Origin of the sequence: Methylobacterium tarhaniae (genome assembly GCF_001043955.1) — a bacterium.
In the GTDB taxonomy this organism is placed as follows: domain Bacteria; phylum Pseudomonadota; class Alphaproteobacteria; order Rhizobiales; family Beijerinckiaceae; genus Methylobacterium; species Methylobacterium tarhaniae.
The window spans coordinates 91,463-117,358 of the sequence record NZ_LABZ01000025.1; the positions used below are offsets into that span (position 1 = coordinate 91,463).

Here is a 25,896-nt window from a genome sequence, read left to right on the forward strand (position 1 = left end):
CCGGACCGGCGGGCGGCGGGGGCCATCGATGAGATGCGGGGCGGTACGGAACCGTCACGCATGGCCCTTCGCGGCCAGGAAGCCGGCGTAGTTGTTACCGGCGAAGGGCAGGTGGTCGCCCATCAGCCTGGCGTGCGCCTCGCCGGTGGTGGACTGCCAGTGGGCGAGGAGCTCGGCTCCGACGGCGACCCAGTTGATTGGCACGATGCCGGCCTGGACCATCCGGGTGATGGCCGCGTCCTCGACGAGCTTGCTCCAGGTGCCGGAGGCGTCGACGACCGCATAGACGTCGTAGCCCGCGTCCTTGGCCGACAGGGCCGCGAAGGCGACGCACACGTCCGTCGAGATGCCGGCGATCAGGAGCTTCTTTCGGCCGGTCGCCTTCACGGCTGCGGCTAAGTCGGCGTTGTCGAAAGCGTTGATCTCGCCAGGCCGATGCACGACGACCGCGTTCGGCAGGCCCTGCGCTACCACCGGCATGACCGGGCCGTTCGGGCCGTCCGAGGCGCTGGTCGTGATCACGGCCGGCAGGCCGTAGACCTGCGCGATGGTCACAAGCGCCTTCACGTTGTTCAGGAAGTCCGCGGGCGACTGGGTCTGCACGCCGTTGGCGAGCCCGGTCTGGTGGTCGACAAAGAGGACGGCGGCGTTCTCGGCGGTCAATCTCTCGTAGGACATGACGTTCTCATTCGGGTGGGGCGGCCCTACTCCGGAACCGCCTGACACCCCGAAGATGCCGTCCCACGTCCGGCGCCACTAGCCGTCATTCCAGGCACTCTGCGTCCCTAAATGCGGGACGCAGCGAAGGCGACCGCGCCCTCGGGCGGGCTCGCACGTCAACTGTTAGGTGGCTTGCCGGCTGAGGCGCTCGATCAGCAGGTCCGTCAGCGCCTGCACCTTGCGAGACGGGTGCTGCCCGGGCGGGCGCACGACGAACATGCCGATGGAGGGCAAGGCGTATCCCGGCATGACCGGCACCAGGGAGCCGGCTGCCACGTAGGGCTCCGCGATGACGTCGGGCAGCGCGGTGATGCCCGCGCCCGCGGCCGTCGCCTCCGCGATGGCCACCGCGCTGTCGGCCCGGAAGCGGCCCGTCGGGCGTACCGGGAACGATTCACCCCCGGCGCTGAACGTCCACGTCTCTGTGCCGATCATCACGGCCGGGTGTCCGGGCACGTCCTCCGGCGTTTCGGGCGCGCCGTGCGCGGCGACGTAGTCGGGGCTCGCGAACAGCCGAACCGAGAAGGACCCGATGCGGCGTGCGATGAGGTTCGAATCCGCCAGGTAGCCGACCCGGATGCCGCAGTCGAAGCCCTCCGTGACGAGGTCGACGTAGCGGTCGCTGTAGCGGCAGTTGATCTGCAGTTCAGGATGGCGGCGGGTGAGCTCCGCGATGGCCGGCGCGAAGTGCGTCGGGCCGAACGTGGAGGGCACGGCAACCCGCAGGAGGCCGCGGAGCGCGCCGCCGGGCGAGACCGCCTCCAAGGCCGCGTCCACCTCCGCGCAGATCCGTGCGGCGTGCTCCCGGAACGTCGTGCCCATTTCGGTCAGGGCCGCGCCGCGGGTGGTGCGGGCGAGGAGTTGGGTGCCGAGCTCGGCCTCCAGCCGCAGCAGCCGCCGGCTGACAATCGACTTCGCCATGTTGAGGCGGCGGGAGGCGGCCGAGACCCCGCCCGCGTCGGCGACCTCCACGAAGGTCCTCAGGTCATCGATGTCCATTCGCGTTCCGTTTCCCGGGACGGAGCTTGCCCGGATCGGACGATACCGTCCCCACCACGGCGACGCTATGTTCCGTGGCGAGGATGCACATCGAAGAAGGACGATAACCATGGACGTGAACAAGCTCAGACGCGGCGACCGCATGGTGACCCAGCGGAAACATCCTTGCCCAATGAGAGGCTGAGCCGGACCAGGCCGACCTTGTCGGTCGGATCCGGATCGTGATGCCGGGTACACGCCCAATGTCCCCGGGGTCGCTTACGTGCCCGTGCAGATGAGGTCCCGGCCTGACACGAGGTCGGCGTAATGAGCCATGACATGCTGATGTCGTGGCCGCCGCTTGTAGGTTAACTTCCTTATAATAAGCAGAATTCTGGGCCTGCATGCTCGATCGGCTGCAAGAGTCAACATCTTGAATCGCGCGAGTGCTACCAAATGTCCGAGCTGAGGTCTAAAGCAGACCCTCTTCTCACGGCCAAGCGGACTGGGGTTTGATCATCAGGTCGTCGCTTCACACTATAATAATACATATACCCCGATCTGTCTCAGGATAGCGCCAAATACAGGGGCGCCTTACCGCTCCTGGCGATCCCTGGTCTGCAGGGACTTCTCGACGATCTCGGCCACCCGCTGCGCCGTGGCGCCGGCGAGCTTCCCCCGAAGGGCGACGATGCGGTGAGCTGGCGTCCCCGGCGCCGAGACGACCAGGCGGCCATCGGCCGAGAGGGTGACCGTCGCGACGAGGTCCTCCTCCTGGACGGGCGGCTGCCCCTCCACCTCAGCTATCGAAGCGGCCAGGCGGGCGCGGTCGGCGCGCAGCTCCTCCAGCCTCGCTTCCTTTTCAGCGAGGGCCTGCCTCATCCGCCGTAGCGTTCCCTGCCGGACGTCCTCCCTCAGATCGCCCACGCGCTCCTCCATGGATGGAGGCATCCTCGCGCTGGCCGGGACCCGGAGCAAGCCCGCGCGGGTGCGGAGGTTAGGCCCGCGCGACGGCCGCCTCCACGATGCGCTCGACCGAACGGCTCACCATCCCCAGGGACCACCCAGCCCGGCGCCCGGTCAGAAGACACCCGAGCAGCAGCTGGACGCGGCCGACGCGGTCGCGCGGCGTGTCCCTGTCCGTCAAGGGGCGGAGGAGGTCCTCGTTTTCGGGCGGGAACGAGCGCCCCGCGAACCGGCCGACGAGGAACGCGACCTCCTCGTCCGTGGCGCGGGGCAGCGCCTCGCGGATGAGGGCCTCGGGAATGCTGAGCTCGATAACGCGCATGGAAGACTCCTGCCCGGCGCGGCGGCCGGTGCGATCGATGGGAGCCCTCAAGGGGATGCGGGAGGCTGACCGGCCGGAGCCGGTCCCCTATGCCAGGAGGATGCCCCCGCAGTCGGCGCGCCGCAAGGGCGGGGTCTGTCCGGTAAGCGGACACACCCGAGGGGAGGGGGCTCATCGCCGAGGCTTCTTCTCCGCCTTGGGCTTCCTCGGCCGGCCCGGCCCGCGCACGATAGGCTCGGGATCCGGCGTGGGATCGGGCGCCTCGACCGGCGGGGCCGCCCGCAGCATCCGCTCGACGATAGGGCGCTCGCGCTCGTAGGCTTCCAGCACGTGCCGGACCCACGCCGCCATTCCCTTGGCCTTCAGAGGGAAACGCTGGGCCCTGGCGTAGACCCTTCTGGTGATGTCTTCTATCCGCGCCTCCTCACTGTCCTTGCCCGAGCTGTGCGCCAGGATCGCGCTGCCGGCGCCACCGAGCTCCTCGTCCGCGAGGTAGGAGGAGAGCGTTCGGCGGGCGTCGTGCGGGATCCAGTGCCGCACGCCGACCAGCCTTAGCCAGTCCCGCTTGCGGACGGTGACGGCGCCCTTCTTGCCCTTCTTCGGTCGCCCCTGGAGGCGGTAGAGAAGCTGGTTGAGCCCGTCGCTCGTGACGTGCTTGCCGCTCGCCCGGCTGGGAAATATCCAGTTTGTGTCGCTCTCCCGCTCGAACCGGGCGAGGACCTCAAGCGCCTCGGGCGGGATCGGGAGGCCGTGTGGGCGGCCTGCGCTCGTGCCGCCCTTCATCTCCTCGCCGGTCCAGGTCCAGGCGCACCAGCCGGGGTGGTCGGGCACGGGGATGATGCCATCCCGCCGGGTGCCGCCAAGCGCGCCGGTTCGCTGCGCAGTAAGGACGACAGCCCACAGGGCCGCGATCGTCCCCGGTGTTGTCTCCTGGTCCGTGCCGCCGAGCGCCCGGCAGTGCTCAGCGACGAGGATCGTCCGGACGAGCTCCGTGACCGTCGGTGTGTGCTCGCGCGTTTCCGCCTTGTACCGGACCTTGGCGCGGTTGGACCACCACGGAACATCCTGTTCCGTCCAACCGCAGAGCCCGGAGTGATCGCTGTGACCCCAGTCGAGCGCCGCGCGGGCGTTCGCCATCGCCCGTGCAGCCGTGCTCGGAGCCTGGTTCCGCACCAGCGCGTCCCGCACGCGCTCGAAATCCGCGAGGGTGATGTCGCAGACCGGCGTCTCCGCGATCTCGGCGAACTCCGGCAGGCGGATGGCGCGCTCGTACTGGCTGTCCCAGCCCTCGCGAAGGGTCGGAAGGTGATGCTCAAGGAACAGGTCGACGAGGTCGCGCCATTCCCACGGCCCATCGCGCCGACGGTCCTCCTCGGTTCGCTCCGGCCGGCGAGGTTCGAACGGGGGGTAGGCGAGCTCGACCGCCTCCGGCAGGGCTGTGCCCTCGCCGAGGGATCGCTCGAAGATCTCGGCGTCGAACTTCGGGTCGAACCCGGCGGCGAAGTCCAGGCGCGCGCGGGCCGCGGCGATCCGCGCGGCCTGCAGGTCCATCACGTCGGTGCCTCCGAGCCGGATCGTCCCCCGGCGGTGGCGCAGGTACCAGGTTCCGCTGGCCTTCGTGACACGCAGCGTCAGGCCGGTCGCGTCCTTGGCCGTGTCAGCGAACTCGATGCCCCGGCCCGGGACCCGTCCCTCGTCGATCAGCCGCATCGCCCGCGCCACGGCATCGGCCGTGAGATGGACGCGCTCGCGCTCGTAGCCGCCTCGCTCCTTCGCCTTCGCCACCGTGCCCTCCGCATGGGATACAACGGGGATACAACACGCCCCCGGGGGCCGCGGCAACGCAGCGTACTGCGCAGAGGCGCAAGAAATTCGTTTAATATGAGGGAGTTGGTTGGGGTGGTTAACAGGTTTCGCGGGTGCCCGAAAACCCGCCTCTAAAGCTTCCCAAGCTGAATGTCGTCGGTTCGATCCCGATCGCCCGCTCCATCAACTCCTTGGAACTGAACGCCTTTTTGTGGGCTGAGTAGCCCTGGTGTTCCTCATGTTCCCCATGGCGTTCCCCGCCGTTCCCCCGCTTCGTTCAAGGTCTGTTCCGCTCCTCGGGAGTGACGCCTTCGACGACCATCCGGCCGGTGAGGGACGTCGAAGGCATCAGCCCCGATGGTTTCGCCATCCGGCCAATCCCCGCGAGGGGTGGCGCGGCATCACCTGCACGGATCCGGCGAGATGAGGAGGCCTCCACGACGGCATCGCTCCCCGTGATCAGGAGATCGCGCTCTTTCGCCATCCCTGACGGTTCCGAAGGCGTGTACGCTCCTCCGATCCACCCTTGAGGTCGGAGGGCACCATGAACGCGATCACGCGACGTCGCTTCGCCGCATGCAGCGCGGGCCTGATCTCGGCCGTTAGTCTGCCACGCATGGCCGTGGGCGCGGCCGGGCAAGCCGTTTCTCTGAGCGATGGCACTGTGGTGCCCGCCTTGGGGCAGGGATCAGCGCGCCTCGGCCAGGGACGGCATCCCCTCGCTGACGAGGAGCAGGCGATGAGCACCGGTCTCTCGCTCGGCATGACGCTCATCGATACCGCTGAGATCTACGGCGACGGAAGAGCGGAACAGCTGATTGGGCGTGTGATCAAGGGGCGGCGCGATAGCGTCTTCCTTGTCTCGAAAGTGTGGCCCTCGCACGCGACCCGAGCAGGTATCCAGAGCGCTTGCTCGGCCAGCCTCGCTCGCCTCGGCACCAACTATCTCGACTTGTATCTGCTGCATTGGCCTGACCGCGTGAAGGATCTGGCAGAAGTCGTCGGCACCTTCGAGCAATTGCGGGCTGGCGGTCACATCCGGCGATGGGGCGTATCAAACTTTGGGGTTGCCGAACTGGATCGACTGTTCCGCATCCCTGCTGGCGAACAATGCGCGACCAACCAAGTGCCCTACAGCTTGGCCGACCGGAAGGTCGAGCGCGAGGTTCTGCCGTGGTGCGTGCAACGCCGCATGCCGATCATGGCCTATTCGCCGCTCGGCGGCGAAGGCTCGAGTGTCTTGCGGAACCCGACTGTCCAACGCATCGCCGCGTCTCGGGGTGGAAGCTCGGCAGCCGTGGCTCTGACGTGGGCGATGCGCTCCGGAAACGTGATCGCAATCCCTGAGTCCGGCTCGGTCGCCCACGTGCGCGAGAATGCAGCGGCTTTGACCTTGAAGCTGGAACAAAACGAGTTGCGGCAATTGGATCAGGCCTTCCCAACGTAGCGTATCGTCGGAGCCTGGCTTCTGCGAGGAACCTGGAGACGATTGAACGAACAGAATCTGGCGAACCTCCGGCCGCATGCGGTATTCCTATCTCTGGAACTGAGATGCCAAGGTGCTCGCCTGCAATCTCGGGTAGATGTCTTCGCACGTTCGAAGGTCAGCTATGCGCCACCTGCGGACCCCCGAACATGGCGCCTGAAATGTCCGCTTTTGTCCCATAAGCTGCGACTGAACGAAATAGCAAAACCGAAAGACGACAAAATTGTAATGTCATCGCCGACGCTGTCCAGTCTCTTTTACCATGTGTAACAAGCATCCAAATCGGCAAGGCGGAAGATCCCCTTGTGATTGCCCTGCCCTTTGAAGAGTCAGCATCCATGCTCATACGCAACGGTTAGCTCGACCCAGATCTCTGTCTACTTCGACAGAATCAGTGTATCGATGACCTAAGTGCTGAGGGAGCGTACTGTGATGTCCAATTTGGTATCGCAGAGCAGTATTTGGCAGGCCCGGGTTTTCCGGTACGCTTGTAGACCAGCGCGACTGTCGTGCGTCGCAAGCTATGCGTACCGTAAGCCAACGGATCCAAGTCAATCAAGGCGACCCAACGGTCGAACATCCTAGGCAACGGCAAAGTCGAAGTGGACCGCGATCTCCTGATCGAGCCCGGCAGCTTGATCGGCCTCCACCTCGATCTCGATGCCGTCCTCTCCCGCCGCGAGCCTGATCTCCGCGTCCTGATCGACATCGGCAGCTTGGCGCACGAGCAGGCTGAGGCTCACGTCGTAGAGGTCATCGAGGCTGTCCTCCACATCAAGGCTGATAAATACATGCTGCGCAACCTCGACATCCTGGACTATGGCGGCCTCGCTCGCACCGTCCCCGTCATCGTTCACAAGCACGCTGGTGTTTTGATCGATCCGGACGCAGTCGACCGCCGTCATGTCCACGTACAGGGTGCCGTCTTGCTCGATGAGTGCGATGGATACAGAGATATCCTGGTCTACTAAGAGACCCTGGTTCACCTTGACGTCGTACTCGCCGTCCGCACCGACGAATACGGTCACCGCAAAATCCTGGTCGAGCGCGATGTCCTGGTCGAGGGCGATGCGTGTGACGACCTTCCCATCCCAGCCTGTCACGTCGACGCGGGCGGCCTGCCGGATGGAGAAGTCCATGTCGGCATCCACCGCGAGATCCGCCGAGCCCGGGACGGCGTCTCCGGTGGTGTCGATGCCGATGTCGGCGTCCTGATCGACCGCGGCGTCCTGCACGATGGCGACGTCAGTGGAGCCACTGCCGATCCCGAGCGACAGAGCGACGGTCTGGCCGATGCTGACCTCTTGCCAGACGAACGCGTCTGGACGGTCCCCGGGCGTGGGATCCGCGCCGGCCCAGTCAAAACCGTCCGTATGGCCCTCCCCGGATCCCTCAATGTTATCCCCTTCAGATCCGCCGCGGCGTGGGCCGCCGGCTTCTCCCCCGTCCCGCTCAGCGGACCCCGCGCGGTCGGGAGAGCGGTCGTCGCCGCCTGCCTTCTCGGTCGTGGTGGTGAGGGCCTTGCGGACGGTGAATGCCTCCACGACTGCCGGCCCCCGTGCTCCTGCTGCGTCGGCTTCCTCCATGGCTACCGGCGGCGGGTCCGAGGAGGCAGCGTCAGGCTCAGGCGCCTGTGGCAGCCCCGTTCCCCCCATCGCATCCTCAAGTCGCGCTAGGGGCCCGTGATTGGCCTGGGGAGGCGGAGCGGACATTGCCTGAATGGTTGAGTCTGGTGTCCAATCGATCGTCTGAGCAACCGGGGCGGGCGCCTCCGGCAGGATAGGCAGAAGATCGCGGATACCCCGGTCGGGCGCGTTCATCGAGACCCCTCGCGACAGTGATGCCTCGGCAGTTTCGCCCCTCGCGGCGGCACGATCCATGCGCCCGAAGGGATGATGCCCGGCCGCTATTCCAGGGCAGGCAGATACTTGGCAACACTCGCGAAACAATTTAACCAAAAATAACCTTAGTTAATGAAAGTTCGGTCCTAAATGAGCCTACTTTTGCTTGCGGCACAGGCCGAATGAAAGGGGCCGCAAGAGTGGGATACTCCAAACGGGGGATATCCGTTCCCGGTCAATTGTCATCATGCCATGCTGGCTTTAGCTCATCCGAAAGAGGCGGCAGCCGTGATCCGAACCGTGTCGGGCTCACCTGCCCCGACAGGTCAATCGTTTTAAAGTGACGTGATCTGCCCCAGCGCCGGTGGAAATTCAGACTCTTAACCGGCAAATGTGTTCGGAGCGATCAGCACCGGGGGGGTTGCATGCAGTCAGCGCGATCTCAGAAGGACACATCGTCCTACATTCAGGACAGAGGCCTATTCCTCGTCATCGATGAGCACGCCTTTTCGCGGGGATGCACCGCGGAGGTTCTCAGGAATGCCTTTCCGGATATCGAGGTGCTGGGCCTTCGGCGTGCCGGCGAGGTCGACAGGGCCCTCGTTCCCCGCGTCATATTCGTAGCGCTCCGATGGGACAGCCACCCGTCCAAGGGACTGGCGCTCGGGCAAGTTCTCGGCGAGGTGGAGGCCCTTTTTGCGCGTACGCCCAAGGTACTAATCACTCAGCTCGACGATGAGAGCAATGTTCAAGCCGCTATCAGACACGGCATAGATGGGGTCATCCCGAGTGCAGCTTCGATCGAAATCGGCATCGCCGCCGTACGACTAATCCTGGCGGGGGGCACCTACTATCCACGCCCGATGGAGCCCGCCATGCGGTTACGGGCAGACACGGCTCCCCTGAAGGTCGTCCCCGAGCCCGTGATCCCGGGGCACGCGGCCTTGCAGCCCCAGCCTGAGATCTCCGAGGGCGACCAGGTGCATTTCACGCCGCGGGAGATTCAGGTGTTGGGCGTCCTTCAGCGCGGGCGCTCCAACAAGCGGATCGCCAATGACCTGAATCTCTCCGAGAACACGGTGAAGATCTACGTCCGGCACATCATGCGCAAGTTGAAGGCCAGCAATCGCACGCAGGCGGCGATCATGGGGCAGCGTCTGTTGCCGGACCTCGCGGTGTCAGCGGGGGATGTCCGAGTCTCCACCGCGAGGATCGTGAGGGAGGAGACGAATGTCAGGCGCCTCCCGCTGCCGCGCCGTTGACCCGAGCACCGCCTCTGCGGTTTCGGGGCGGGCATAGAGCCGGCCCGAGCCGTGGCCGAGGCCGCCGACGGTGATGAACTTCCAGCCGAAGGCCCAGCCCCGCTCGGCCGCGGCTTGGCGCGCGGCCTCGAAGGTGCGGACGGCGCGCTCGCGCCGGGTCTGGCCTTGACGCTCCGCCCCGGGAGTCCTGAGCAAGCCGGTTCGCCCAACATCGCGCTCGGCCGCGATGATCACCAGAGGCGCCGCCAGGTAGCGCTGCAAGGCCGCCTCCCCACCCGGAGGATCGGGGATCCCGCCAAGGCCGTAGGGAAAGCGCACGGTCAGATCGGGGGTGACGTGACTGCCGGGATTGGCCACCACGATCCGGCTCGCTCCGTTCGGCTCCAATGCCGCGAAGCGGCTGAGGAACTGCGCCCCTGCGGAGTGTCCCAGGAGCACGTAGGGCATCCCGGGGCGTCCCGCCTCGCGGCGCAGGTGATTGACGAGGGCGAGGACCAGCGCTCCGGTGGTGGCATCGGGGAGGCGGAGGCGGAACCGGCGCCGACCCGCTGTCTCGATCACATCACCGACGCCGCCGAACTGATAGGCCCAGCGGCCGAAATGCTCCGCATCGAACAGCGGCGCCACGAGGAGGGCGCAGCCGGCCTCCGCGATGGGCACCGCGTTATCGCGCGCGAGCATCGGGTTCTGGTCCGAGCCGTGAAAGACGACGATGAGGCGCTCGATGTCTCGGCAATCGGGGCGGTAGACCGCGATCCGCAGGACTCGACCGGCGACCGCAACCTCCCGGTCCGACCGGCCCGAAGGCAACGGCTCCGCAGCAGCAGGGCGGGGCGATGCGGTGGCGAGCGCCAGGACGACGGCGACGGCTGTCCGCGACATGCTGAGCAGATTTCGCAGAAGCGGCCGACAGTTTTGCAATAAAAATCCTAAATAAAACAACAACCGAAGCGGACGAAGCGTTGGCATGCCAACGCAAGTCTGCTTAGTTGTCGCGAAAGGACCGGTTGAGGCTGTCGAGGATCGGCGCGAGCATGTAAGTTGCAATCGTGAATTCCCCCGTCTTAATCAGGACCTCCACCGGCATGCCCGGGACAATTTCGACATCCTTGAGCTCCCGCAACTTGTCCTCGTCGAAGACGATGGTCGCGGCGTAGTAGGGCTGTTCGGTGCGCTTGTCGACGAGCCGGTCGGCCGAGACATAGGTGAGGGTTCCTTGCACGGGCGGCACCCGGCGCAGCTTGTAGGCCGTCAGTCGCACCCGGGCGGGCAGGCCGGGGCGCACGAGGTCGATATCCTCGGGGCGGACCTGGGCCCGCACGATGAGGCGGTCCTGCTGCGGCACGAGCTCCATCAGCGGTTCGCCGGCGGTGACCACCCCGCCCGGGGTATGGACTCGCCGGCCCGTGATGATGCCCGCTTCCGGCGAACGCACCTCGATCCGGGAGAGCACGTCGGAGGCGGCCTGCAGGCGCTCGTCGAGCTGGTTGATCAACGCCTGGGTCTCGCGCAGGCTCTGCGCGATCTCCGCCTGCTCGTCGCTGCGGAGCTTGAGGATCTGGGCCTCCGACTCGCCCATGGCCTGCTCGGCGCGCGAGATCTGCGCCAGCGCCTCGCCCCGGCGTCCGAGGATCTCCGCCTCCTCCCGTTCCAGTTGCATCAGCTTGGGCCGGGTCATGAACCCCTTGGCCACCAGCGGGGCGATGGCGGCGTTCTCCTGCCGCACGATGTCGAGGCGCTTGACCGCGGCGGCCTCCTGGTGGCGCAGCCCTTCGATCTCCCGTTCGGTCTGGGCCTTGCGCTGCCGGATCACCTCGATCCGGGAGGCGGTGAGCTTGCGACGGCTGTCGAATATTTTCGTCTGGCCGGCCATCACCTCGGCCGCGGCGGGCTCCTCCCTGGCCGCGAGGATCACCGAGCGTGGGAAGGTGATCGCCGGCCGCTCGTCCCGCTCGGCGAGCAGGCGCGCCTCGCGGGCCTTCGCCTCGAGGAGTTGGCCCTGCAACGCCGCCAGCGTGGTCCGCGCCTTGGTGTCGTCGAGGCGCACGAGCACCTGCCCGGCCGCGACCGCGTCGCCGTCGCGCACCAGGATCTGGCCGACGATGCCGCCCTCGAAATGCTGGATCGTCTTGCGGTTGGTTTCGGCCTCAATGGCGCCGCCCGCGATGGCGGCGCTCTCCAGGGGCGCTTTCACCGACCAGACACCGAACCCCACGATGAAGACGCTGACGACGAGGAAGGCGGCGAGGGCCGGCCAGCGCAACCGCTCGACTGGAGACTTGCTGGTCTGCGGGGCCACGTCGCGCAGGTCGTAGGCGAGGACGGGCTGAAGCTTCATCAGGTGATCCTCGATCAGGCGATGCTCAGTGGCGGCATGTCGGCGCGGGGCAGCCTGGGCTCGTCGGCCGGAGTGGCTTCCTGGTTCCCGGTGCTCTTGACGGTGATCACGTCCGGCTTGCGCACCGGGATCGCTGTGCGCCCGTCCTTGATGCGGGCGACCACGTCCCGCCGGGCGCCGAAGGCGTTGACGCAGCCGTTATCGAGCACCAGCACCTTGTCGGCGACGCTGAGAATGCCGAGCCGCTGGGCAATCACGATCACCGTAGTGCCGCGGGTGCGCAAGGTCCCAATGGCCTCGCGCAGGGCCATCTCGCCCTCCGGATCCAAGGCGGCGTTGGGCTCGTCGAGCACCACGAGGCTCGGGTCGCCAAAGAACGCCCTCGCCAGCCCCAGTCGCTGCTTCTGCCCACCCGACAGGCGAGCTCCGTCCTCGCCGATGTCGGTGTCGTAGCCTTGAGGCAGCCGCATGATCGTCTCGTGGAGGCCCACCAGGGCGGCGGCGGCGATCACGTCCTTCGAATCGGCCTCTCCCAGGCGAGCGATGTTCTCGCACACGGTGCCGGCGAAGAGTTCGACGTCCTGGGGCAGGTAGCCCAGGTGCCTGTGGCCGCCCGAGGACAGCCAGATGCCGATATCAGCGCCGTCGAGGCGGACGTGCCCGCCATTGGGCCGGATTGTGCCGGCGATGAGGCGCCCGAGCGTGGACTTGCCGGCACCGGACGGACCGACCACCCCAAGGACCTCCCCGGGCTCGACCGTGATGGTCACCCGGCGCAGCGTCGCGGTGTCGCTTCCGCGGGGAATGTAGCTCACTTGCTCGACCGAGAGCGCTCCTTTGGGCTTGGGCAGCGACATGCCCTTGGGTCGGGCGGGCACGGCGGCGAGGATTTTCTGCAGTCTCCCATAGCCGAGCCGGACCGTGGTCACGGCCTTCCAGGTCCCGATGGCACTCTCGACCGGGCCGAGCGCGCGACCGAGCAGCATCGAGGCGGGGAAGATCGCCCCTGCGCTGAGATCGCTGCTGATCACCAACCAAGCGGCGGCGGCCAGCACCGAGACTTGGGTAAGAAGGCGGACGAAGCGGGCGCAGGCCTGGATGATCGAGGCGCGGCGCCCGGCGCGGTCCTGTGCGATCTTGGCTTCGTCGTGGTCGTTGTGGAGCGCGCGGGCGACGCCCGGAAGCATGCCCATGGCGCTGATCGCCTCCGCGTTGCGCAGCATCGCCTCTAGGCGGTGCTGGCTGGCGATGGTGGTCGCGGAGGCACGCGCGAACGGCTTGCGCGTCACCAACTCGTTGATCAGGGCGAACAGGAAAAGGACGAGCGATCCGACGAGGCCGATGAGGCCGAGGAGCGGGTGCACCAGCACCATGGCGAGGATGAAGATTGGGGTCCAGGGAAGGTCAAACAGGGCGGTGACGGAATTGCCGGAGAAGAAGCTGCGGACGTTACCCAGGTCGCGCCAGGCCTGCGACGCGGCGGTGGGATCGCCCCGCATGGCCGCGGCCACCGTCCCGGTCATCACCGCCGGCTGCAGGCGCTCCTCCAGCCAGTCCCCGATGCACGCCAGCATCTCGCGGCGCAAGACCTCCAGCACCGCGTGCACCGCCAGGGCGACCACTACGATGAGCGTCAGGTGTATCAGGGTGTCGAGGCTGCGGCTCGACAGGACGTGCTCGTAGACCTGCAGCAGGTATAGCGGCACGGTCAGGGCCATCAGGTTGACGAAGAAACTCAAGCAGAACACCAGGGCGAGGGATGGGCGGCATGCCTGGAATGCCGTCTCGACCTCGGTTCTCGGGCGGGAGGCTGTCCGCAGCAGCGACATCGCGGGGGCTCTAGGCTGGTCGTTCGGGCGGAGGTTCAGGCGGAGGGGAGGGCCAGCCGGCCCTCCCGGAGCGCGCGGGCGCTCAGTTGATGTCGATGTCGACCGTGCCGGTCTGGTCAGTATCGGCGCTCTGGTCGATGGTCACGTCGACGTCGGCGTCCTCGGAGTCGTCGATGTCGACGTCCGTGTCCGTGTCCTGGTCGGTATCCGTGTCCTGCTCGATATCGCTGTCGACGTCGGCGTCGTCGGAGTCATCGACCTCCACCATCGAGACGGCGTCCTGGTCGTTGTCCACCGTCTGGTCGGTGTCGAGGTCCACGTCGGCGTCGTCGGAGTCGGTAATGTCGACGTCGTTGTCGATTTCCTGCTCGATATCGTTGTCCTGATCGTGGTCGACATCCACGTCGGCGTCGTCGGAGTCGTCGATGTCGACGCTGCTGCCGGAGAACTGGTCCGTATCGGCATCCTGATCATCGTCGATGTCCACGTCGGCATCGTCGGAGTCGGTGATGTCGACGGTGGTGTCGTCGTCCTGGTCGACCTCGGACTCCTGGTCCACGTCCGTATCCACGTCGGCGTCGTCGGAATCCGTGACCAGCACGTTCGAATTGTCGGTCTGGTTGGTGTCGTCGTTCTGTTCGAGGTCGAACAGGACGCGGGCATTGTCCGAAGCCATAGGATGATCTCCCCTTTTCCCGTTCAGGGCACCGGGGCCCGGGCGACCCCGGCGTTCTCGGAGGTCCGGCTGCCCGGACTTCGCCTCCGATGGTGTCACCATGGCTCGGGGACGGAGAACAGCAAAAGATACGACTTAGCATGTACCCGTCAGGGTATCATCCACCTGGATTAGCGTATTATAAGAATTATTTCTCCACAACGGACAGTCATCGTATCCTTGATCCGCAAAGAAAAGGGTCGCCGGGAAGCCGGCGACCCTGGAGCTTGGGGCGTGGGTGTGGTCAGGCGACGATGAATACGTCCACGTTGACGCCGACATCAGCGTCGATCTCCGACACGGCATCGATGTCCGCGCCGTCGTCGGAGAGGTCCACCTCCAGGCTGTCATCCATGTCGGAGGCGATGAGCTTGTCGATGGCGATCCCGATGGATGCGCCGTCGAGGTCGTCGTCGAGGTCGACCCGGACGTCCGACTCGTCGGTCACACGGGTGTCCTGATCGATCTCGGCCTCAACGTCGTCCTCGCTGCCGTCCGCCTCGACGTCGATTTCGATGTCGGACTCGTCCTCCACGTCCGTGTCGATCTCGATTTCGACCTCCGCGCGCAGGACGCCATCGTCGTCCTCCAGGTCCGCGAACACGTCCGTACGCTGCTCGATGTCGAGGTGGTGCTCGATGAATGCCTCCACTCCCGTTCCTCCGTCCTCGACTTCGTCGGCGTCCACATCCGCGCGCTGGTCGGCCTCGCCCCTCTGTGAAGTCCGAATACGCACGTCGACGACAACCGAGTGAACTGCCGCTTCCACGTTTACCGAGGACAGGTCATCGGTTGCGCTGTCCTGATTGAGGCTGAACTTGTGGTCGCCATCGTCGTCAACCTGCGATCTCTGGTTGATGTCCTCGCGTTGTTCGATCCGTGCGTCAACTTCGTCTTCTTCGCCGGCCGCATCGACTTCTATGGCGCTTTCCTGGTAGGCCTCAGCGTCCTGATCCACACGAAATCGGTTCGCCATGATGCTGCCTCCCTGCTGCATGCGCCACGCACGTTGCCGGTGGGTCATTCCGGCAACGGGACAGAGAACCAAGGCCGAACCTTCAGTGATAGTCGCCAAGGTGGGTGAGGGTCTGCGCCCGAAGGGATGCATCCGGATTGGGACGGCGCCCGCCTGGCCTGAAACTTAAGATGACCGCAAATCGGAGGCGCGCGCGGATCAATCGGTTCAATCAATTTGTGTCATGCCATACCTCTTTATGGTGTTTCATGCTCGCCGAATTCATGTTGCTCTTGATCATTGGTCGACTGTTCGTGATCGAGCCGTTCAGGCCGCGAAGGTCGTTGTAAGTATTGTCTCCAGAGGCGGCCGCGTCCTCCGTGCTCGCCATTTTCGTCCCCCCGCCGCCAAGATACTCGTTAAGCGGCTCGCACACGCTTCAAGAAACAAGGTCCGCACTTCCATTCTTCGAGAGTTGGTGTCTCGCGAAGCCGTGGTGCGGTGCGAGTTCATGTCAGGGAGCTGCGTGAACCTGAGCGCGTGTCCCTGTTTCATCCGGGTCGCCGACTTCCGCTTCGAGCGCGTGCACGATGTGCTTGGCCAGGAGATCAGCGGTCCGTGGCAAGGAGCCGGGGGCGCGATACAGGACGACCTCGGTCGCCGGCAGGGCAGGAAGGCCGTGCGTGCCAGACACTCGGACCGGGCCGGACTGGATCATTCCCTTGGCAGCACCGTCACACCCAGTCCGAGGACTGCATTTCGGGAAGACGTCCATGCACGACCTCGTCGCGAGCTTGATCTCAATGGCGCTCATTCAACCGCTTGAGATAGAGATGATGCAAACGTTGCGAGCGTGGCACGCGCCGGCCCGGTGTTGCGGCTGCCACGGCTTGCCTGCGCACAGCAGAGCCGAGGCTTGCTGTGCAAACGCTCACAAAACCGTGGTGGACAATTTCCTAATCGCTGCGGCTCTGGACCAGGTTAGCATTACAGTTGCATGGGCCTCTTGATGTGAGCTTGGCGGGCGGCGGCTTGGTGAGCACGCCGCCAGGCTGAACAAGCGATGACGAGAGCCGGTTCAATGCGCCGTTGCGCGAGCCGCGTCGCGACTCGCCGGATCTCCTGGAGCGACCAGGGCACGGGCGAGCTTGGCCCTTCGCTCGGTTTTTGGGGGCGGGCCGTTGGCCCGCTGGCGCATCCGCGCCAGCACTGCGAACGCCAGCATCACCAAGCTGAATGTCGTCGGTTCGATCCCGATCGCCCGCTCCACTAAATCTTTGGAGCTAAACACGTTTTGACAGGCCGAGCGGTCCCGGTGTTCCCATGTTCCCCATGGCGTTCCCCACCGTTCCTCTGTTTCGTTCAGGATCTGTTCCGCTCTTCGGGGCTGAGCCTTTGATGATCATCCGGCCGGTGAGCGTCGCGGCGAGCATCAGCCACGGCCGTCTCGCCCTCCGGCCGATTAGCACGAGGGGTAGGCGCGGCGCATGGGCACGAATCCGGCGAGATGAGGATGCCCCCCATGACGGCATCGCTCTCCGTGATCAGGAGGTTCGCGTGCTGTCGCCATATCCCTCGATTCTGCAGGCGTGTACGCTCCTCCGATCCACCATTGAAGTCGGTGAGCGCCATGAGCGATGACGCGATGTCGCTTCGCCGCCTGAAGCGCGGGCCTGATCTCGGCCGCGGGTCTGCCGCGCATGGCCGTGAGCGGATGTTGCCCGTCCGCTTGTAGATCAACGCCACCTTCGTCCTGAGCAGGCTGTGGGTGTCGTAGGCCGACGGGTCGAGGCCGATCAACGCCACCCAGCTGTCGACCAGTCGGTTGGGGCGTTGGCCACCCCGCACCGGCTCGCAAGGGGTGCAACCGGTTCGACGATGTAGTCCCGCACGCAATCTCCGCCGATTACGTTACGGAAGCAGCGGTCACTAATTATCAGAGAAGCATAGAAATTCAATCACATCGGGGCAACGGCCTTTCGGGACCCGAGGCTGCATCTTGCCCGCCGCAGAGCGCTGGCCCGTGCTGGCTTTCGCGTTCTGGCAGCTGGCCTCGACGCCGCATTCGGAGGTCATGGTAAGTCGCACGCCCTGGACTGCGACTTTTCTGACTTCCAAACGTTGGTGCGCATCGACCGGCACGTGACTGGCTGCCGGCCCCTTAAACGCGCGCCATGGGAGGCCATCATGAAAGCCACACTTCTGATTGCAGCTCTCCTCATGTCTCCTTCCGCGTTGACCCTGTCAGCCCAGGCGCAGGGTACTGTCCGTGGCGCTGAACGCGGGGCCGAAGATGGAAGCCGGGCGGCTGGACCGGTTGGCGGCGTTGTCGGCGGAGCTGTTGGTGCGGCAACCGGCACTGTCGGCGGCGTGCTCGGCGTTGATCCGGAGCCGCGCAGAGAGCGGATGGAGCGACGTGAGGAGCGCACGACGACCACGCGTGAGCGGCGCCAGCACTAATACTTTCCTCTTGCTTTCTCCCCGGCAGCTGACGCGGCCGGGCTGCTCCCCCCGTCGAAGCTTGCGCACCAGCCAAGCCAAGTGTGAGCTGCCGTTCGTCCAATAAGCGCCATCGTTGAACGGCAACCCTTCCCGAGGTTCGAAGCGGCGGTTGCTTGGCTTGACGCGCTCGAGGTGGGGCTGGCGAGGGACACCGTGTGAGCGTTGCGCCTTCGCGCCGAATCACCCGGGCTGACGGTCAGTTCGAGACGAGGGTTCGCGCGGCCGCGACGCCCGGGCGGCCGACCTCCTGCCAGTTCGCTATCGGCTGACGAGCAGGGCGAGGATGGCTACGGCAATCAATCCGAGGCCCAATCCCCCGGCACCCGCGATCGCCATCCGCACCGATAAGATGGTCGCGGCTACTCTCGGTGTCCCCGCCCGGAGGTGAAGCGGAAGATGAGTCCGGTTCATGAAGCGCCCCTGTCGGGCCGAGGCCGTCGCGCGGATGCGAGCCGCGGGGACAATGTCTGCCCGTTTCGATGGTGAGGCAACCAGGAAGCTGCGTAGTCGGCGCTATCACGGCGTCTGAGCCGCCGCCGCAGAAGCGGCAGGACCGGCCTCACTTCAGTCCGCAGCCCCCCTCCTGGCCTCACAGCTCGCGAGGGTGCTCCCGCTGACGTGCTTGACGCCAGAGGTACACGTGGCGAGGAACGTCAAGAAACCGTGTTAAGGCATCTAATGTCCGGAAAATCTTCGCAGCTAGACATTCTCGACATGCACTGCGCACGACCGTTTCGGATCACTCTAATCCGTTCGCATTGGGTTCGACCACTGGCGCGGACAAGACAACCACCGACCCGAGGTTCACCCGCTTGGTCGCCTGCGGTTCGGCTGCTTCGCTCAGCTCCACTTCATCCACCGAGAGAGGCAAGTCGATCGTGAAGCACGTGCCTCCACCCCCTTTGCTCGACAGCGTGATCTGACCCTGCAGGGTCGAAGCAACAAGGTTGAAGACGATGTGCAGCCCAAGGCCCGTGCTGCCTTTGTCGCGCCGCGTAGTGAAGAAAGGGTCGAATACCTTGCTCAGGTGCTCCGACGGGATGCCGATGCCGTCGTCGGCGATGATGATGCGCAGTCGATCCTCGCCCGAACGAGACGCCGCGACGTCGAGTACGCCCGATCGACCGTCGGGATAACCATGCACGATAGCGTTGAGCGCCAGATTGCTTATCACCTGCGCCAGCGCGCCGGGATGGGAGTCGAGTATGATCCTGTCCTCACAGCGGATCCGCATCGTGTGGCCCTTGCGCCGCACGAGCGGCCCGAGCGTGCTCATCAGCTCCTCAAGCCAGCCGTGCAGCTCGAAGGTGCGCCGCTCCTCACTGGCTTGGTCGACTGCGACCTGCTTGAAGCTGTTCACGAGGTCGGCTGCCCGCGTGAGATTGGAGAACAGCAGCCGCATCCCCTCGCTCAGCCGCGCAAGACCCTGCGTGAGGTCCGACCGGCGCAGTTGGCCTGATTCAACGGCGCCCTGGAGATGCCTCAGATCGCCCTCGGCGGCGGTCGACGTGGTGAGCGCCAAGCCGATCGGCGTGTTGATCTCGTGAGCCACACCCGCCACGAGCTGACCAAGGGCCGCCAGCTTCTCGGCTTGCACGAGATGGGCCTGGGCCTCGCGCAACTCGGACAGGGCCGTCTGCGATCGCTCCTTCTCCCGCCGAAGTGCCTCCTCCGTCTGGAATTGGCGCCGAGCTCGCACCTCTCGCGCGCCGACAGCGTAGAGCGAGAGCGCGTATGCCATGCCAATCTCGAAGTTGTTCACGAAGCGCATGCCCGCCCGCTCATGCACCGCGAAGGATTCGCATACGGCGAAACAGAGCCAGGTCAGGCCGCAGAACGCAGCGAGCGAGGACAAGCGCAGCGGCAACAGCGTCGAGACGAACAGGATGACGACGATCATGCCCGCAGCGGCATGGTCGAAGCCGGGTCCCAGCCGCAGGTAGATCAAGCTGAGCACGCAACCGGGCACGACGCAGTAGCTGAGGTAGATCTGCTCGGCCCAGCGCCGCGCGGCAGGCCAGCGCAGCGCCGCGGTTGCAGGCAAGAGTACGGCGAGCGCGACGGCGAGGCGAAGGAACAGGGTCTCAGTCCAGTGCGCCGGGTCGATGATCCAGTCCCAGACGGCGAAGGCGCAGTAGACGCAGGCGCCGAGGATCATCGCAGCCTGCGTGCGGGGTAGGTCGTCGAGGGTGAAGCGCGTCACGAAAGCACGCTCGTCGACGGGATCTTCGAACCGCAGGCCGAGCCTGCTCAGGAGTTTGCGCATTAGGAGGAAGGAGAGCAGTGGGGCATCCCTCCTACGCGCTGCAGCTTCGGGATGCACGCCGTTCGAACATCCGCCCTGCGCCACTTTCGGACCTTCATATAGCGCCATCGGAATGTCAGCTCGTCATCTACCTGCGGACCTTCGCGGTCGGCGCTCTCTCACCTGGAGCGCTGACCAATCCACGTGCGGCGGGCATGTGGAACCGGCCCACGGCGAGTCGTGCCCCATGCTGCATCGTTGGAGCACTGGCCAGTATCAGGTGCGATGGCTCAGACGATCAGTGTCGCCCCGAAGTGTTGGTGCCCTGCATGCGCCTCAGAACTGCTGTCTGACCAGGGCGAAAACGTTCGGCATCATCGGCCAGCCCGAGTGGAAATAAGGCAGGGCAGGCAAGTGCGGTCGATCACCCGTCGAGTATGGCGCATTCGCATTGCCGTATGCACCCGATCGCATGATTAAGCCTCGCGCTTCGAAAGATGCGGACGAGCATGAGATGTTGTTGGGGACGGCATCCGCAACGCGAGATCGGCGGCGGGCGGTCGTCTCAGGTCCTGCGCTCGTCGAGGAGCAGGCGCATCGCGTCGAGCGCCACCCCGTAGCCACTCGGACCGAGGCCCGCGATGACGGCCGTGGCGGCCCGCGAGACGAGTGAGCGGTGGTAGATCTCCTCGCGTCGGTGGATGTTCGAGATGTGCAATTCGATCTTCGGGCCATCGAACATCTTGAGCGAGTCGAGCAACGCGATCGAGGTGAAGCTGTAGCCGGCCGGGTTGATGATGATCCCGGCGGCGCGCTTGCGGGCCTCGTGCACGCTCTCGATGAGCACGCCTTCAAGGTTGGTCTGGCGGAACTCGATGGCGAGACCCTGCGTCGCGGCCCGCGCGCGGGAGGCCGCCTCGATCTCGGCGAGCGTGGTTTGCCCGTAAATCGCCGGCTCACGCTCGCCGAGCAGGTTGAGGTTCGGCCCGTTCAGGACGAAGATGATCGGCTCGTTCATGATGACTCCCTCCCCCGCAGCGTCCCCGCGGGTCAGTGATGTGCCAGGATCTCGCCGAGGAAGGTGCGCGCCCGCGGGTGCTGCGGGCTGCGGAAGAAGGCCTCGGGGGCGGCCTCCTCCAGGATCGCGCCGTCGGCCATGAAGATCACCCGGTCGGCGACCTGGCGGGCGAAACCCATCTCGTGGGTGACGCACACCATCGTCATGCCGTCGCGGGCGAGCCCGATCATGGTGTCGAGCACCTCCTTGACCATCTCCGGGTCGAGGGCCGAGGTCGGCTCGTCGAACAGCATGACCTTGGGCTCCATGCAGAGCGCCCGGGCGATCGCGACGCGCTGCTGCTGGCCGCCCGAGAGCTGCGCCGGGTACTTGCCCGCCTGCTCGCCGATGCGGACCCGCTCCAGGTAGCGGCGCGCGATCGCCTCGGCCTCGGCCTTCTTCGTGCCGCGCACCCGCATCGGCGCCAGCGTACAGTTCTCCAGCACCGTCATGTGCGGGAACAGGTTGAAGCTCTGGAAAACCATGCCGACCTCGCGACGCACCGCGTCGACGGCCCGCGCCGAATCGTCGAGGGCGATGCCGTCGACCACGATCCGCCCCTTCTGGATCGTCTCGAGGTGGTTGATGCAGCGGATCAGCGTCGACTTGCCCGATCCGGAGGGTCCGCACAGGACGATCTTCTCGCCCCGGCGGACCTCCAGGGTCACGCCTTTGAGGGCGTGGAAGTCACCGTACCACTTGTCCACGCCGTGCATCGCAATGAGGGGGCCAGTCGCCGGGTTCGGTGACACGATCATCTCCTGGCGCTCAGCTGGCAGTGAATGAGACGCCCTCGATGCGCTCGGGCATCGGCGGCTGCTCGGCCTTCATCCACTTGTCGGTGATCTTCCTCAGCTCGCCGTTCGCCTTGATCTTGTCGATGAAGTCGTTGATGAACGCATTCATCTCCTTCTCGCCGAGCCGCGTGCAGGCACCGTTATAGATGCTCGTGAAGGTCAGCTTCTGCTCGAACACGCCGGGTTTCGCCTCGTCGAGGCGGCGGATGTAGAAGATGTTGCCGCCGACCGCCTGCGCCTGGCCGGAGACCACGGCCTGGATCGAGGCGGCGTCGCCGTCGAGCCGCAGGATGTTGGTGCCGGGCGGGGCGTTGCGCGTCACCTCGGTGTCCTGGGCCGCGCCACGGGCCACCGCGATGGTGAGCTTGCCCATGTCGGCGTTCGTCTTCACTGCGACGGTCTTGGGCGCGAGCAGCACGATCTGGTTGGCGACGTAGGGCTTGGAGAACTGCACCGCCTTGGCGCGGTCGGGGAACATCGCCATCGTAGCGAAGAGCACGTCGCAGCGGCCCGAGGTCAGGGCCGGGATGCGGTTCGCCACTTCGAGCGGCATGAACTGGACCGCCACGCCGAGTTCCTTGCCGAAGAGCTCGCCGATATCGGCATCGATGCCCTCCTGCTTGCCCGCGCTGCTGACATAGCCCCAGGGCGGGTTGTCGCCCTGGATGCCGATGATGACGCGGCCCCGCTTCTTGATCTGGTCGGGCGTGACGGCGAGCGCCCGGCCGGTCATCAGCGCCGGCAGGGCGAGCGCGGCGCCCGCTCCCGCGACGAGGCTGCGACGGCTGATGCTGTGGCGTTCCATGATGTCCTCCCCCTTCTTGGTGTTCGAGATCCCGGCTCAGCGCGTCGGCGCTGCGAGGCGCCGCTCCATCCAGGAGCCGTAGAGCGACAAGGGCCAGCAGAGCGCGAAGTACATCGCCCCGACGATGCCGAAGACGAGCAGCGGCTTGAAGATCTGGTTCGACACCATGTTGCCGGCCCGCGCGAGCTCGGTGAAGCCGACGATCGAGGCGAGGGACGTGCCCTTGATGAGCTGGACCAGGAACCCGATCGTGGCCGGCAGCGAGACCCGCAGCGCCTGGGGCAGGATCACGTCCCGCATGCGCGAGACGTAGCCGAGGCTGAGCGCCCGGGCCGCCTCCATCTGCCCGCGCGGCACGGCCTCGATCCCGCCGCGCCAGATGTCACCCAGATAGGCGCTGGCATGCAGCGTGAAGCCCAGAGCCACCGCCTCCCAGGGGGCGAGATCGAGCCCGACGAGGACGAGGCCGAAATAGACCACGAAGAGCTGCATCAGCAGCGGCGTGCCCTGGAACACGCTGACATAGGCCGCGGTCGCGCGCTCCAGCATCGGCCGCCCCGAGGTGCGGGCGAGCGCCACGGCGAGGCCGACGACACCGCCGCCGATGAATCCGATCGCCGAGAGCGCGATCGTCCACTTCATGCCCTCGAGCAGGAACAGAAATTCGGGCCAGCCCATCGTCGCGCCCTACTTGACCGGGTAGCTGAAGTACCGACGTGAGACGAGCCCGAAGGCACGCATCATCAGCCAGGACATCAGGAAGTACAGGACCGTGATCGTGCCGTAGACCTCGAAGCTGCGAAAACTCTCGTTCTCGATCAGCTTGGCGACCGAGGTCAGCTCGTAGGCGGCGATCGCCGAGGCGATGCTGGTGGTCAGCGTCAGCATGACGAACTGGCCGGTCAGCGAGGGGTAGACGGCCCTGAGCGCCGGTCGCAGGACGATGAAGCGGAAGACGTCGCGCTTGTGCAGCCCGAGGGCGAAGCCGGCCTCGACTTGGCCCTTGTGGATCGACTGCACGCCGCCGCGGATGATCTCGATCGCGTAGGCGCCGCCGTTCAGCCCGAGCGCGATGATCGCGGTCGGCGTCGGCGCCAGGCGGATGCCGATCAGCGGCAGGGCGAAGAACACGAAGTAGATCTGGACTAGGAACGGCGTGTTCCGGATCAGCTCGACGAAGGCGATCACGGCCCAGCGCAGCGGGCGCAGGGGCGACTCGCGCAGCACGACGCCGACGACGCCGATCACCAGGGCGATCACCATCCCCGAGACCGCGAGGACCAGCGTGCCGGCACAGCCCTTCAGGAGATCGGGCAGGCCCGTAACGACCGGCCCGAAATCGAGCGTGTAATTCACGTGGTCGCTTCCCCCGGTGCGGCGCGCCCGGTGGGCCTCGCCGCGTCCTGGAGCATCCTGGCTGCTTCCAGCCGGCGCTCCCATGATCAAAGGATTACGGTATCATCCAACGATAAGCAATCCCTCATACGTTGCGCGGCGCGTCCCGTGGTGCCAAAGAGGTCGTCATGGCTGCTCCCTCAGACAACGCTGCCGGGATTGCCGGCGCACCCGGCGGCGAGACGGTCGGCGACGTCGTCCACGCCCGGATCCGGTCCGACATCCTGTTCGGCCAGCTCGCGCCGGGCGAGCGGCTGCGGCTCGACGAGGCGAGCCGGCGCTACGGCGTCAGCATCGGCACGATGCGCGAGCTCCTGAACCGCCTCGCCTCCGAGGGGCTTGTCGTGGCGGAGGCGCAGCGCGGCTTCGAGGTCGCGCCGGCCTCGGCGACCGAGTTCCGGGAGATCGCGGCCCTGCGCCTGCTCCTCGAGGGGCACGCGCTCGCCCTCTCCTTCGCGGCGGGCGACCTCGACTGGGAGGCCCGGGTCGTCGCCGCCCACCACAAGCTCGCGGTCACCGAGCACCGCATGCTCGCGAAGACCGACGCCGATCCGACCCTGGTCCGGCAATGCGACCGCGCCTTCCACCAGGCACTGACCTCGGCCTGCGGCTCGCGCGTGCTGATGGAGACCATCAGTTCCATCCACGACCGCTACCTGCGCTACCTGTCGCTCGCGGCCATCTTCCGCGGCGACCGGTCGATCCAGGAGCACGCCGACCTGCTCGCCTGCGCGCTGGCCCGCGACGCCGGGCGGGCGGCCCGGATCCTGAAGGTCCACATCGACAGCTGCCTGGACTACGCCCTGGCCGACGGGCCGCCGGCCTGGGCGTCCGGACCCGCCGTGCCTGACCAGGCACCCCCGGCACGGGATGTAGCCCCGCGCATGAAATCCGTCCGGACAACGCGACGCCGTTGATCGCCGCGGACGCAGCCGTCGATCAGGTCTCGAAACGGGCGGGACGGGCGCTCGCGACGTCCGGCGCCGGACTCTCCGAGGAGTCGGGCCGAGACGGGCAAGGGCAACGATGTCCGCCGTCTCGCTCCGGCGATGTCAGGCCATGTTGCCCCAGGTGCCGCGATCATCCGGCTTGAGCAGCGGCGACGCGCTCCCGATGAGCGCGAGTTCGTTCGCCATTTTCAGCAGGTTGGGGCCGAGTCGAAGCATCCGTTCCTCGGTGAAGCGGGAGGATGGACCGGCGACGATCAGGGCACCCGCCGCAGGCTCGCCCTTCCGCCTGATCACCGCGGCCATCGAGTTCATGCCGGGAGCGTACATGTTCTGGATCAGGCTGAAGCCCCGCTTCCGATGCCCCTGCAGCATCGCGAGGAGTGCCTCCACGGTGACCGGCGCGTTCGGCCCGTAGCTCGAAGGATCGCCCAAGCCTTGGCGAACCACGATTTCGGTCGCCTGTTGGTCGCTCAGGGTTGCGAGCCATGCGTGGCCCGCCGCGCTGCATGAGAGTCTCAAGTCGATCCCCATATCGGGATCGTAGAGCAGGCCGACTTTCGCTCCCACCGCTTTCGCGACCAAAGTCAGCCTGGTGCCATCGAGGATGGCGAGACGAACGAGCTCCTCGGTTTCTCTGGCCAGCCTGTTCATGACCGGCTGCGCGATGTCGATGATGCCGGACTTGCTCAGGAAGCTCATGCCCATCGACGAGAGCTTCGTGGTGAGCGCGTAATCCCCGCGCTGAAGCGGGCGCACGTACCCGTATTTCACCAGCTCGTTCAGGGTGCGATGGCACCCGCTGCGGATCTGGTTGAGCTCGGTCGCGATCGACACGAGCGGCGCGCCGTGCGGACGGGCTGCCAAGTACTCCAAGATGGCCAGCGCCTTCTCCATCGATCCACTCATCTCGGCAACCCGTCGAAACAG

General features: G+C 66.1%; 22 protein-coding genes and 3 pseudogenes. 4 read left to right on the top strand and 21 right to left on the bottom strand.

Annotated elements, in window-relative coordinates; translation table 11 throughout:
* Positions 1 to 54: 54 nt before the first annotated feature.
* The 5 genes from VQ03_RS04545 to VQ03_RS04565 form a co-directional block, all read right to left on the bottom strand.
* Positions 55 to 663, bottom strand: a complete 609-nt coding sequence (locus VQ03_RS04545) for an isochorismatase family protein (RefSeq protein WP_245291964.1) — start codon at positions 661 to 663, stop codon at positions 55 to 57.
* Positions 664 to 843: 180 nt separating this feature from the next.
* On the bottom strand, positions 844 to 1,719 hold the full coding sequence (locus tag VQ03_RS04550; RefSeq protein ID WP_048449667.1) for a LysR family transcriptional regulator: 876 nt from the start codon (positions 1,717 to 1,719) through the stop codon (positions 844 to 846).
* Positions 1,720 to 2,292: 573 nt separating this feature from the next.
* The gene (locus VQ03_RS04555; protein WP_048449668.1) at positions 2,293 to 2,637 is read right to left on the bottom strand and encodes a hypothetical protein; all 345 of its coding nucleotides are present in this window, start codon (positions 2,635 to 2,637) and stop codon (positions 2,293 to 2,295) included.
* Positions 2,638 to 2,695: 58 nt separating this feature from the next.
* A complete protein-coding gene (locus VQ03_RS04560) occupies positions 2,696 to 2,986 on the bottom strand; it encodes a hypothetical protein (RefSeq protein ID WP_048449669.1) in 291 nt (96 codons plus the stop codon).
* Positions 2,987 to 3,157: 171 nt separating this feature from the next.
* Positions 3,158 to 4,771 (bottom strand): integrase arm-type DNA-binding domain-containing protein, encoded by a 1,614-nt coding sequence (locus tag VQ03_RS04565; protein ID WP_053078406.1) that lies wholly within the window; start codon positions 4,769 to 4,771, stop codon positions 3,158 to 3,160.
* 565 nt (positions 4,772 to 5,336) lie between these two features.
* Here VQ03_RS04565 and VQ03_RS04570 point away from each other — a divergent pair.
* Positions 5,337 to 6,239, top strand: coding sequence for an aldo/keto reductase (locus tag VQ03_RS04570; RefSeq protein WP_157063958.1), 903 nt, complete (start codon positions 5,337 to 5,339; stop codon positions 6,237 to 6,239).
* 446 nt (positions 6,240 to 6,685) lie between these two features.
* Here the strand turns inward: VQ03_RS04570 and VQ03_RS35235 are convergent.
* Together VQ03_RS35235 and VQ03_RS04575 are read right to left on the bottom strand one after the other, a co-directional pair.
* Positions 6,686 to 6,861: pseudogene (locus VQ03_RS35235) on the bottom strand (integrase); the annotation flags it as partial.
* Positions 6,860 to 7,864, bottom strand: coding sequence for a hypothetical protein (locus VQ03_RS04575; RefSeq protein ID WP_157063959.1), 1,005 nt, complete (start codon positions 7,862 to 7,864; stop codon positions 6,860 to 6,862). The gene VQ03_RS04575 and the pseudogene VQ03_RS35235, both read right to left, overlap by 2 nt.
* Positions 7,865 to 8,544: 680 nt before the next feature.
* On the opposite strand from VQ03_RS04575, the gene VQ03_RS30870 reads away from it, so the two are divergent.
* Positions 8,545 to 9,381, top strand: a complete 837-nt coding sequence (locus VQ03_RS30870) for a response regulator transcription factor (protein ID WP_053078407.1) — start codon at positions 8,545 to 8,547, stop codon at positions 9,379 to 9,381.
* Here the strand turns inward: VQ03_RS30870 and VQ03_RS32720 are convergent.
* The 7 genes and pseudogenes from VQ03_RS32720 to VQ03_RS34470 all read right to left on the bottom strand — a co-directional run.
* Entirely contained in the window at positions 9,298 to 10,350 is a 1,053-nt protein-coding gene (locus VQ03_RS32720) for an alpha/beta fold hydrolase (RefSeq protein WP_157063960.1), read from the bottom strand. The genes VQ03_RS30870 and VQ03_RS32720 overlap by 84 nt on opposite strands.
* A 16-nt stretch (positions 10,351 to 10,366) precedes the next feature.
* Positions 10,367 to 11,719: an HlyD family type I secretion periplasmic adaptor subunit gene (locus VQ03_RS04590; RefSeq protein ID WP_048449672.1), complete on the bottom strand. Its 1,353-nt coding sequence runs from the start codon at positions 11,717 to 11,719 to the stop codon at positions 10,367 to 10,369.
* 14 nt (positions 11,720 to 11,733) lie between these two features.
* Positions 11,734 to 13,548: a type I secretion system permease/ATPase gene (locus tag VQ03_RS04595; protein ID WP_053078408.1), complete on the bottom strand. Its 1,815-nt coding sequence runs from the start codon at positions 13,546 to 13,548 to the stop codon at positions 11,734 to 11,736.
* Positions 13,549 to 13,630: 82 nt separating this feature from the next.
* Positions 13,631 to 14,224, bottom strand: a complete 594-nt coding sequence (locus tag VQ03_RS32725; RefSeq protein ID WP_048449673.1) for a hypothetical protein — start codon at positions 14,222 to 14,224, stop codon at positions 13,631 to 13,633.
* 283 nt (positions 14,225 to 14,507) lie between these two features.
* A complete protein-coding gene (locus VQ03_RS04605; protein WP_157063961.1) occupies positions 14,508 to 15,239 on the bottom strand; it encodes a hypothetical protein in 732 nt (243 codons plus the stop codon).
* Between the two features lie 1,057 nt (positions 15,240 to 16,296).
* A pseudogene (locus VQ03_RS31570) lies at positions 16,297 to 16,452 on the bottom strand (IS701 family transposase); the annotation flags it as partial.
* Positions 16,453 to 16,925: 473 nt separating this feature from the next.
* Positions 16,926 to 17,045: pseudogene (locus tag VQ03_RS34470) on the bottom strand (integrase); the annotation flags it as partial.
* 360 nt (positions 17,046 to 17,405) lie between these two features.
* Here VQ03_RS34470 and VQ03_RS34475 point away from each other — a divergent pair.
* Complete coding sequence (locus VQ03_RS34475; RefSeq protein ID WP_083467773.1) at positions 17,406 to 17,678, top strand: hypothetical protein; 273 nt, start codon at positions 17,406 to 17,408, stop codon at positions 17,676 to 17,678.
* A 781-nt stretch (positions 17,679 to 18,459) separates the two neighbouring features.
* Here VQ03_RS34475 and VQ03_RS04615 read toward each other — a convergent pair.
* The 6 genes from VQ03_RS04615 to VQ03_RS04640 form a co-directional block, all read right to left on the bottom strand.
* A complete protein-coding gene (locus VQ03_RS04615; RefSeq protein WP_048449676.1) occupies positions 18,460 to 19,986 on the bottom strand; it encodes a sensor histidine kinase in 1,527 nt (508 codons plus the stop codon).
* A 544-nt stretch (positions 19,987 to 20,530) separates the two neighbouring features.
* A complete protein-coding gene (locus tag VQ03_RS04620; RefSeq protein ID WP_048449677.1) occupies positions 20,531 to 20,983 on the bottom strand; it encodes a type II 3-dehydroquinate dehydratase in 453 nt (150 codons plus the stop codon).
* 32 nt (positions 20,984 to 21,015) lie between these two features.
* Complete coding sequence (locus tag VQ03_RS04625; RefSeq protein ID WP_048449678.1) at positions 21,016 to 21,738, bottom strand: amino acid ABC transporter ATP-binding protein; 723 nt, start codon at positions 21,736 to 21,738, stop codon at positions 21,016 to 21,018.
* Positions 21,739 to 21,790: 52 nt separating this feature from the next.
* Positions 21,791 to 22,624 (bottom strand): transporter substrate-binding domain-containing protein, encoded by an 834-nt coding sequence (locus VQ03_RS04630; RefSeq protein WP_048449679.1) that lies wholly within the window; start codon positions 22,622 to 22,624, stop codon positions 21,791 to 21,793.
* 36 nt (positions 22,625 to 22,660) lie between these two features.
* The gene (locus VQ03_RS04635; RefSeq protein ID WP_048449680.1) at positions 22,661 to 23,302 is read right to left on the bottom strand and encodes an amino acid ABC transporter permease; all 642 of its coding nucleotides are present in this window, start codon (positions 23,300 to 23,302) and stop codon (positions 22,661 to 22,663) included.
* A gap of 9 nt (positions 23,303 to 23,311) precedes the next feature.
* Positions 23,312 to 23,980: an amino acid ABC transporter permease gene (locus VQ03_RS04640; protein WP_048449681.1), complete on the bottom strand. Its 669-nt coding sequence runs from the start codon at positions 23,978 to 23,980 to the stop codon at positions 23,312 to 23,314.
* A 167-nt stretch (positions 23,981 to 24,147) separates the two neighbouring features.
* On the opposite strand from VQ03_RS04640, the gene VQ03_RS04645 reads away from it, so the two are divergent.
* On the top strand, positions 24,148 to 24,936 hold the full coding sequence (locus tag VQ03_RS04645) for a GntR family transcriptional regulator (protein ID WP_048449682.1): 789 nt from the start codon (positions 24,148 to 24,150) through the stop codon (positions 24,934 to 24,936).
* Positions 24,937 to 25,071: 135 nt separating this feature from the next.
* Here the strand turns inward: VQ03_RS04645 and VQ03_RS04650 are convergent, their stop codons facing one another.
* Entirely contained in the window at positions 25,072 to 25,863 is a 792-nt protein-coding gene (locus VQ03_RS04650; protein ID WP_245291965.1) for an IclR family transcriptional regulator, read from the bottom strand.
* Positions 25,864 to 25,896 lie beyond the last annotated feature (33 nt).

What these genes read in the sequence shown, in the direction of transcription:
- VQ03_RS04550 (WP_048449667.1), bottom strand. Translation starts at nt 1,719, where the DNA reads ATGGACATCGATGACCTGAGGACCTTCGTGGAGGTCGCCGACGCGGGC.
- VQ03_RS04555 (WP_048449668.1), bottom strand. Translation starts at nt 2,637, where the DNA reads ATGGAGGAGCGCGTGGGCGATCTGAGGGAGGACGTCCGGCAGGGAACG.
- VQ03_RS04560 (WP_048449669.1), bottom strand. Translation starts at nt 2,986, where the DNA reads ATGCGCGTTATCGAGCTCAGCATTCCCGAGGCCCTCATCCGCGAGGCG.
- VQ03_RS04570 (WP_157063958.1), top strand. Translation starts at nt 5,337, where the DNA reads ATGAACGCGATCACGCGACGTCGCTTCGCCGCATGCAGCGCGGGCCTG.
- VQ03_RS04575 (WP_157063959.1), bottom strand. Translation starts at nt 7,864, where the DNA reads ATGGAGGAAGCCGACGCAGCAGGAGCACGGGGGCCGGCAGTCGTGGAG.
- VQ03_RS30870 (WP_053078407.1), top strand. Translation starts at nt 8,545, where the DNA reads ATGCAGTCAGCGCGATCTCAGAAGGACACATCGTCCTACATTCAGGAC.
- VQ03_RS32720 (WP_157063960.1), bottom strand. Translation starts at nt 10,350, where the DNA reads ATGCCAACGCTTCGTCCGCTTCGGTTGTTGTTTTATTTAGGATTTTTA.
- VQ03_RS04590 (WP_048449672.1), bottom strand. Translation starts at nt 11,719, where the DNA reads ATGAAGCTTCAGCCCGTCCTCGCCTACGACCTGCGCGACGTGGCCCCG.
- VQ03_RS04595 (WP_053078408.1), bottom strand. Translation starts at nt 13,548, where the DNA reads ATGTCGCTGCTGCGGACAGCCTCCCGCCCGAGAACCGAGGTCGAGACG.
- VQ03_RS32725 (WP_048449673.1), bottom strand. Translation starts at nt 14,224, where the DNA reads ATGGCTTCGGACAATGCCCGCGTCCTGTTCGACCTCGAACAGAACGAC.
- VQ03_RS04605 (WP_157063961.1), bottom strand. Translation starts at nt 15,239, where the DNA reads ATGGCGAACCGATTTCGTGTGGATCAGGACGCTGAGGCCTACCAGGAA.
- VQ03_RS34475 (WP_083467773.1), top strand. Translation starts at nt 17,406, where the DNA reads ATGAAAGCCACACTTCTGATTGCAGCTCTCCTCATGTCTCCTTCCGCG.
- VQ03_RS04615 (WP_048449676.1), bottom strand. Translation starts at nt 19,986, where the DNA reads ATGCGCAAACTCCTGAGCAGGCTCGGCCTGCGGTTCGAAGATCCCGTC.
- VQ03_RS04620 (WP_048449677.1), bottom strand. Translation starts at nt 20,983, where the DNA reads ATGAACGAGCCGATCATCTTCGTCCTGAACGGGCCGAACCTCAACCTG.
- VQ03_RS04625 (WP_048449678.1), bottom strand. Translation starts at nt 21,738, where the DNA reads ATGCACGGCGTGGACAAGTGGTACGGTGACTTCCACGCCCTCAAAGGC.
- VQ03_RS04630 (WP_048449679.1), bottom strand. Translation starts at nt 22,624, where the DNA reads ATGGAACGCCACAGCATCAGCCGTCGCAGCCTCGTCGCGGGAGCGGGC.
- VQ03_RS04635 (WP_048449680.1), bottom strand. Translation starts at nt 23,302, where the DNA reads ATGGGCTGGCCCGAATTTCTGTTCCTGCTCGAGGGCATGAAGTGGACG.
- VQ03_RS04645 (WP_048449682.1), top strand. Translation starts at nt 24,148, where the DNA reads ATGGCTGCTCCCTCAGACAACGCTGCCGGGATTGCCGGCGCACCCGGC.
- VQ03_RS04650 (WP_245291965.1), bottom strand. Translation starts at nt 25,863, where the DNA reads ATGGAGAAGGCGCTGGCCATCTTGGAGTACTTGGCAGCCCGTCCGCAC.